This window comes from Chamaesiphon sp. (assembly GCF_041737865.1).
Taxonomy (GTDB): domain Bacteria; phylum Cyanobacteriota; class Cyanobacteriia; order Cyanobacteriales; family Chamaesiphonaceae; genus Chamaesiphon.
In genome coordinates, this window is sequence record NZ_JBGSQZ010000283.1 from 1 (window position 1) to 7,307 (window position 7,307).

At 48.3% G+C, this 7,307-nt stretch carries 10 protein-coding genes; 4 read left to right on the forward strand and 6 right to left on the reverse strand.

Annotation, left to right across the window (positions count from 1 at the left end):
- On the reverse strand, nucleotides 1-262 hold a 262-nt coding region (locus tag ACEW9J_RS21620; protein ID WP_373547149.1), incomplete at its 3' end, for a PEP/pyruvate-binding domain-containing protein.
- 418 nt (nucleotides 263-680) lie between these two features.
- Here ACEW9J_RS21620 and ACEW9J_RS21625 point away from each other — a divergent pair.
- Nucleotides 681-1,499 (forward strand): L,D-transpeptidase, encoded by an 819-nt coding sequence (locus ACEW9J_RS21625; protein ID WP_373547150.1) that lies wholly within the window; start codon nucleotides 681-683, stop codon nucleotides 1,497-1,499.
- A gap of 64 nt (nucleotides 1,500-1,563) precedes the next feature.
- Here ACEW9J_RS21625 and ACEW9J_RS21630 read toward each other — a convergent pair whose 3' ends face one another.
- Nucleotides 1,564-2,673, reverse strand: a complete 1,110-nt coding sequence (locus tag ACEW9J_RS21630; RefSeq protein WP_373547151.1) for a hypothetical protein — start codon at nucleotides 2,671-2,673, stop codon at nucleotides 1,564-1,566.
- Nucleotides 2,674-3,014: 341 nt separating this feature from the next.
- On the opposite strand from ACEW9J_RS21630, the gene ACEW9J_RS21635 reads away from it, so the two are divergent.
- The 3 genes from ACEW9J_RS21635 (at nucleotide 3,015) to ACEW9J_RS21645 (ending at nucleotide 4,277) form a co-directional block, all read left to right on the forward strand.
- Nucleotides 3,015-3,359 carry a hypothetical protein gene (locus ACEW9J_RS21635; RefSeq protein WP_373547158.1) on the forward strand — a complete coding sequence of 115 codons (345 nt, stop codon included), beginning with the start codon at nucleotides 3,015-3,017 and terminating at the stop codon, nucleotides 3,357-3,359.
- Between the two features lie 268 nt (nucleotides 3,360-3,627).
- A complete protein-coding gene (locus tag ACEW9J_RS21640) occupies nucleotides 3,628-3,861 on the forward strand; it encodes a DNA-binding protein (protein ID WP_373547152.1) in 234 nt (77 codons plus the stop codon).
- Entirely contained in the window at nucleotides 3,861-4,277 is a 417-nt protein-coding gene (locus tag ACEW9J_RS21645; protein WP_373547153.1) for a type II toxin-antitoxin system VapC family toxin, read from the forward strand. The genes ACEW9J_RS21640 and ACEW9J_RS21645 overlap by 1 nt, the downstream gene beginning before the upstream one ends.
- A 25-nt stretch (nucleotides 4,278-4,302) precedes the next feature.
- Here ACEW9J_RS21645 and ACEW9J_RS21650 read toward each other — a convergent pair whose 3' ends face one another.
- The 4 genes from ACEW9J_RS21650 to ACEW9J_RS21665 form a co-directional block, all read right to left on the reverse strand.
- Entirely contained in the window at nucleotides 4,303-4,500 is a 198-nt protein-coding gene (locus ACEW9J_RS21650) for a hypothetical protein (protein ID WP_373547154.1), read from the reverse strand.
- A gap of 29 nt (nucleotides 4,501-4,529) precedes the next feature.
- Nucleotides 4,530-6,167 (reverse strand): SulP family inorganic anion transporter, encoded by a 1,638-nt coding sequence (locus ACEW9J_RS21655; protein WP_373547155.1) that lies wholly within the window; start codon nucleotides 6,165-6,167, stop codon nucleotides 4,530-4,532.
- A 10-nt stretch (nucleotides 6,168-6,177) separates the two neighbouring features.
- Nucleotides 6,178-6,489, reverse strand: a complete 312-nt coding sequence (locus tag ACEW9J_RS21660; protein ID WP_373547156.1) for a chaperone modulator CbpM — start codon at nucleotides 6,487-6,489, stop codon at nucleotides 6,178-6,180.
- Nucleotides 6,486-7,307: DnaJ C-terminal domain-containing protein (locus ACEW9J_RS21665; protein WP_373547157.1), on the reverse strand; the 822-nt coding region annotated here is incomplete at its 5' end. The genes ACEW9J_RS21660 and ACEW9J_RS21665, both read right to left, overlap by 4 nt.

A 7,307-nucleotide genomic window follows, 5' to 3' on the forward strand; every position in this document is an offset into this window, starting at 1 on the left:
CTACATCTAAATCTGCAAAAATCTGACGAAGTTTAGGCTCTAAACCCGCTTGGGCGACGAAGTAGCGGTAAGCAGCCGCAGTAGTGGCAAACCCATTGGGCACATTCACACCTTTGGGAGCGAGTTGCTGGATCATTTCACCCAGGGATGCGTTTTTACCACCCACCAGCGGGAGATCGTTGATGCTAACTTCGTCAAACCACAGAATAAATGCTCGATCGCGAGCTGGTTCGGAGATCGATCTGGGAGCGGTATCAAGCATAATCCATTCCTCTAATGGCGATGAGCAGATTGTCGATATTTTCAAGTCTAGTTCGATCGGATCGTGGCAGCGGATTTACGGTTGTTGTCAATCGGCATGGATCGACTTTTCTTGAATACAGTGGGTGCTAACTTCCACAGTACAGTTCAAATCCAAGGAACTTGTGAGGATGGCTTTAACCCAAGTTGCTATCGACAGAATGGCTACGATTAAAACCACTTTGGTTTGAGGTGGCAAATGGGGTTAGTTGTAGTGGTTTACATATTGCATCTGGATTTGGACTAATTAATATTCAGATCTACATCCTCACAAGTTCCTCAAAATTTATTGCTATAGTTTGGATCTATCAAACAGACTGTCACTGACAATCGATCGGGAACTCCCTGGAAACATCAATACGGGAGTAATAAAGGCAACTATGAGTACCCATACTATCGGCATTTTGCTGGCTATTCTAGGTGGGTTTGTCCCGTTGGCAAAGCCTCTCCCGTGGAGAAGCGTCCGAACTACTCTTGCACAGACATTTGCCTCTACATTGCTGGGCCAAAATTTGCTAGCTCAAACACCAGCACCTTCATCATTACCTGAAGATCGACCGACTCCAGAGCTTACTCTCGCAGTCAAAAAGCCGCGTGTTACTCAGGGTTCGCAATGGGGATTATGCGGTCGCCAACAGAATACCAGCCAGCGGAGTAGTGGCTTTACAGGGGATACTACTGGCACCTATATCAGCAATATTCAAGTCAATCTTCACAGCAATACTTACAGCACAATTATTTTAAACTGGGCTAACGAAAATTTAAGCAGCGAAACTCTACCAGTTCAGTTTAACGCTTCTCCAGGTGCGGGGAATTGCAATGTAGATTGTCGATCGACCGCCCAGAGTCAAAAGCGGGGTTCTCACTGTACGCCCCTGTCCCCACCGACTTATCTAGTCCAAGGTTACGATTGTGTTCTTCCCAAATATCCAGATGCAAAATTCGTCACTTGGTTTCATGCAGAGCGAGAAATTGCCTTTCATGCTTACGCAGTGCCGCCTTATCCCGCTTCGCATGGATGTATGCGCTTATTAACTAAAAATCGTGGTGCTGAGTGGATTTATGACAATACTTTGGCTGGCATCACCCAAGTAAAGGTCGATGGGAATCCACTTGCAGCAAGTCTCAGTCCCAAGTGCTGGAGCGGCGATCGATTAATCTCCCGTCCGACAAAAAAACGAACGAGATCGTCCGGTTAACTGAATTTGTGCCATCCAACAGGTAGCGACAAACTGACGCAACAAAGCAGAATACCTCAGAAATTTAGCTATTTTCAGACCAAGGCGATACATCTGGTTGTAAGTCGATCCCCTCTGGCTCTGAAGTTAGTGGCTCGCTGGGCAGAGTGGCCATCTCTTTGATGACTCGCCAGGAAGAGTGCGTACCCACCTTGCCAGCTTTGACAAATTTCCAACATCCCCGCACAAAGGAATTATGACCTGAAGCGCAATGTGGTTTCGTGCCAATGAGTTGTTCTACTTCCTCACTAGAAATAATCCAGCCCTGAGTCTCAACCTCTGCCAAAATCGGCATATACCACAGCGGGTTAGATGGCGGTGAAGGCTCACCGATTAATGCCTCCATCCGCTCCAACCGACTAGAGATATTTGCGAGTAACTGCTCGATCTGGCTGTTGGGTAGCGGTGACGATGTGGTTGGGGCGGCGGTTGCCGTTGGCATCGCCTCTGTGAACAAGAATCGCCCTTCATCAGGATGCAGCTTAGTTGCTGTTGCTACTCCGGTATCGTGGCTATTGGGTGGCGGCGACGATTTTGGGGTTGAATTTGCTGTTACTAATTGTCGATCTCCATTAGGATGCAGATTGTTTGCTGTCGCTATCTTTATATTGAGCGGGGCATCGTGGCTGTTGGGTTGTGGAACCGATATTTGAGTTCGCCCTGCACTAGGGTGTTGCCCCACCCGATTGACCTCTGCGGCGAGATGTTTGAGGTATATAGCTGTATCTTGACTACCCTTGGCGGCTAATTGAGCGGCTACCTGGTTCATCATGTAGACTAGCCCTTCATCGACCAGATCGGGATGTTGGCTCAAGATCGCTACTTCATCCCCTTTCGAGCATCCAAGTAAGGTTTGAATCAGTTTTAGATAGCTGTCAGCTCGGCTTTGGGCTGGGTCTTCATTAGTGTTTTGTTGCAGCAGATGAGTAAGTTGAACTGTCCAATAGTGGAGAAATTTGGCAGCAGGAGCATTGCCTTCGGCGTTGAGCCTGTCGGTAATTTGCGCCATTACTGTTAAGAGTTCGGCATCGATTAGATCTTCATGCTGCTGAAGTAGCAACCACTCCTCTCCTTTGGCACAGTCCAGCAGGGCTTCGATTAGGTGTAAATATGTATTGAGGTGCTGTGTATCCATTTGAGCCTTCCTTGTTAATCTCATCTCCTTTACAGTAAGTAAACAAGTTGAGGAAGTTGTGAGGAAGATCGAAAACCAGGCATAATCTTAACTCATATAAAGAAACCACAAGAATCCTCACCACTAGCAGCAACAGATCGAGTGGTAACAGATGGCAAGGCAAAGAGCCGTAATTAATCGATCGATCGAGCCATTTAAAGAGAATTAGCACTGATTCGACGGGCGGAAATTGATACCGATGAGAGGATTTCGATGTTCAACAAGAGTAAGATCGCTAAAATCTACTGATTTTGATATTCTAAATATTCATGTCTATTTTGAACCGAGTCGATCGCAAACTGATGAGTCAACCACCTTTACCTCAACCACAGCTAGAGCCAACTGGTATCACGTCTGACCAGTATGAGGCATATACACTGCAAAAACTAGAGTTATGGAATGGATTTTATAATTATGGGGGGCAAGATCTAAAAGGTTTTCATCTGGCTGTATTGACTAATATGGGTTTGAAAGCAGCCGTTCGGAATGTACCGTTGTCACTATGGTTAGAGGCAATCCAAGCGGTAGTCTTACCAAATCCTCAACTTAACTTCAATACGGAAACAGGCGAAGCTATGCTGAACCGATTAAACCGAGCAATGGAAGACTTGAAAGTAGTTGCAGAATATTTGGAAGAGAACAGCTAATCACAATTGTTGATGCCCATCCTTTCCAAAATTCACCAAATACATTGATGAAGTCAGCATCTTCAACGGCGAACGCAGGTTCTGACTGAGAATGGGATTGCTAGTGTCGTTGCGTTGGTGAAAAACTATTCGACAGTAATCGAGCCAAAGCCTGGAGCTTGAGGAGTTTTCCAATCGCGATTCAGAAAATATCAACAAGGCATTGGATCGATTTGATATCAATGCTATCATTTGAGTAAATCAACCCTTTCACTGATGCGAACGATACATGGCTAATTTAATTGTGCGTAATGTTGACGATGCGATCGCCAACGCCCTCAAAGTGCAAGCTAGCAAGCACGGTATTAGTGCTGAAGCAGAACATCGGCGGATTCTCGCACAAGCTCTGCTACGTCCTAAGAAGAAACCGTTTCTTGAAGCTCTGAGTCAGATTCCTGATGTCGGCACCGATGCCGATTTTGCGCGGGTTCAAGATCTGTCAACTACAAATCCTCTCGACTGATGTACTTGCTCGATACCAACATTATCAGCGAACTAAGGAAACGAGATCGAGCTAACCCCGGCATCGCCCGTTTTTTTCGTCAGATCGCCGAACAGGAAGCAATTTCTTACCTCAGCGTCATCACCATCGGCGAACTGCGGCGTGGGGTTGACATTATTCAACATCGGGGTGACTTTATCCAGGCTAAGTCCTTAGAAACTTGGTTAGAAACTATTCTCGATCGTTACGCTGAAAACATCCTCGATTTTGGTCGAGAAGAAGCTCAGATTTGGGGTCGATTACGTGTCCCTCACCCTGAGAATGCTCTAGATAAACAGATTGCTGCGACAGCACTAGTCTATGACTTAACCCTAGTTACCCGAAATGTAAAGGATTTTGCAGCTACTGGAGTAACTCTCCTCAATCCTTTCGAGTAAGCAACAAGTAACTCTCGATCGTCCATCACCCCAATCGTTGGCGTAGCCGCGTTTCGGCAGATCCGACGCTGCGCGAACGTCTAAAGCCTGACTTTTGCAGGAGGTCTAATCCCAACCACGCAAAACTCAGCACCAGCATTGGCGTTTCCGACCAATCTTCCCACTGTTGCAGTACTTCGCTACACTCCCGCTCTAATGCTAGCTGTTGGTGTGGATGTTTCATAGTGAGTTTGGTGTTAGTGGGGCGAAGGCTCACGATCGAGTTTCTAATTGAGGATTTAATGAATAGATGGCAGCGTCAGTAGTTTCAAAGCAGTTCTCTCGTCCAATTTTGTCCATCAAGCCAGTCCGCTCCAGTAGGTTTTGGACTTCGGGTTGCAATCCACTCAGGAGTAAGCGGCAATCGTGCCGTTGCAGATCTTGGTAGATGTCTTGCAGAGCGACAAGTCCAGTGGTGTCCATGTTCGGCACATAGCGCAGCCGTAGTACCAAGTATTTTACGTCAGGTTCCTCTCGTAAGAACGTCACAAACCGTTCAGCCGCGCCAAAAAATACTGGCCCATCGACCCGATAAACCGAAATTTGTTTGCTCAACTCCATCGGTATGCCGGGTGGAAATGCCTCTGTTTCAGGAATTTTGCCCAAATTTAACTCACTCATGCGTTTGATAAACAATGCCCCTGCCGCAATCAGTCCCACTTCCACCGCCAGTACCAGATCGAAGAAAATTGTCACCATCCAGGTGAGCATCATCACGGCAAAGTCCGCATAAGTCGCCCGCAGCAGCAAACCGATCGCTTCCCACTCAATCATCCGCACACTTGTTACCATCAGGATGCCTGCTAGTGCTGCGAGGGGCACTTGCGCCGCTAATGGTGCCAATGTGAGCACAATAATGGCGATCGCCACCCCCTGAATTACGCCAGACAAGCGAGTTCTGCCGCCAGCTCGGACATTTACTGCCGTGCGGGCGATCGCCCCAGTCGCCGGAATGCCGCCAAAGAAGGGCACGACGATGTTTGCTAAACCCTGCCCGATCAACTCGCGATCGCTGTCATGTTTTTCACTGACGGTCATTCCATCTGCCACTACAGCCGAGAGCAATGATTCGATACTACCCAATGCCGCCAATGCCAGGGCTGGATTAATTAGTTCTCTAATTAGCCCCAAGTCATTCCAGTGTGGAATTGACTGGAGCATGGGTAAAGATTGGGGGATCGAGCCGATCGTCGGTACATTCAGGTGAAAGGAAGTCGCGATCGCCGTTGCCAGCACTAACCCTACTAATGAAGCGGGGATGCTCGTTGTCATCCGCGCCCACAACAGCTTGGTAACGATCGTGATGGTTGTCAGCGCGATCGCTGCCCAATTCAACCCTTCTAGGTGTGTCACCGTTTGCCACAAGCCAGGTAGAAAATGTTCGCTACGCGGTAATTTCAACCCCAAAAAGTTGTTTAACTGTCCACAAAAAATAATTACAGCAATACCATTTGTAAAGCCTGCGGTGACTGGATAGGGAATGAATTTAACCAAGCGTCCCAGTTTCGCAACGCCCAGCGCAACCTGAATAATTCCCGCCATCACCCCAGCAATCCAGACCTTTTCAATCCCGTATTTAGCAACAATTCCCACGAGAATTACCGCCATCGCTCCAGTTGGGCCAGTAATCTGGACGGGAGAGCCACCAAAGACGGCGGCAATAATCCCCGCCACGATCGCCGTGTACAGCCCAGCTTTTGGATCTACGCCACTCGCTACTGCAAACGCCAGGGCAAGCGGTAAGGCAACGACGGCGGCGGTCAATCCCCCTGTTAAATCGCCTCGCCAGTGAGCAAAAGTCTGACTCATCCAAATTCGCAGATCGGTACCGATTGTGTTTACTAGTGTCATTTCGATCGCCTCATAGCGGATTGTGTGGTTGCGATCGATATACATCAAGCTGTGCCCGTAACTGAGCCACTTCTTGAGCTAGATCCAGTACGATCGCGGCTCCAACTAAGTTCACCCCCAAATCTTGCCGCAACCGCTGAATCTGAGCGATGCGGGCAATCTGGCGGGAATGCAACATCGAGCCTGTAGGTTCGATAACGCCCAACTGTACATAAACGTGTATGACCGCGATCGAGGTTTGGGCAGCATTGGCGGCATATTCAAAAGTGTATAAGCAATCACCCTCTTCTGAAACTACCGTTGTGGATAGGCTGAAATTCATAATGTAATCTCCTCTAAGTGGGCGCGGGGGTTAAAGGTGGTATTTGCCTGGATTTTTTCGTAGCATTCCTGCTCGATCGAATTCAAGTCTTGCGGTGTGGCAATCTGAAGTTTGGCAAATAAGTCACCGCGTCCCCCTTTTGGTAACGTCCAACCTTTGCCACGCAGCTTGAGCGATTGCCCCGATTTCACCCCTTTCGGGACTTTCATCGTCACGCTACCATCGGGAGTCGGAACTTTGATTTCTGCCCCCAGCACTGCCTCATCGGGGCGAACGGGCACATCACATACAAGGTTATCGCCCTCGAATCTAAAGAAGGAGTGAGGTAATACTTCGATAGTGAGATACAAATCCCCCCGCTGTTGCGAGAATGGACTCGGACGACCTCTACCCTTGAGCCGAATTCGACTACCTGGCTTGGCACCTGCGGGAATGCGAACATTAATCGTGTCATCGTCGAGTTGGAGCCGCTGCTGGACACCATGAAACGCTTGGGAGAAGGTGAGGGCAATTGCCGCTTCGGTATCTGGTGCGGGAGCCTGAGAACGATATCCGCCCCCAAAATCGTCAAAGCCGCCAGGGGTCGATCGATTAGCAGTTCTACGTCCCGATCTACCCAATAGATCGTTGATGAACGAATCAAAATCACCATATTGACCAAAATCCTCATTCGAGACATTAGTGCCCCTAGAAGATGGGTTTTCAGTCGATCTGGGCTGATTCCAATGCTGACCAAACTCGTCGTATTTCTCCCGTTTTTCTGAGTCGGAGAGGACTTCATTTGCTTCATTCAGATCTTTGAATTTTGCCTCGGCATC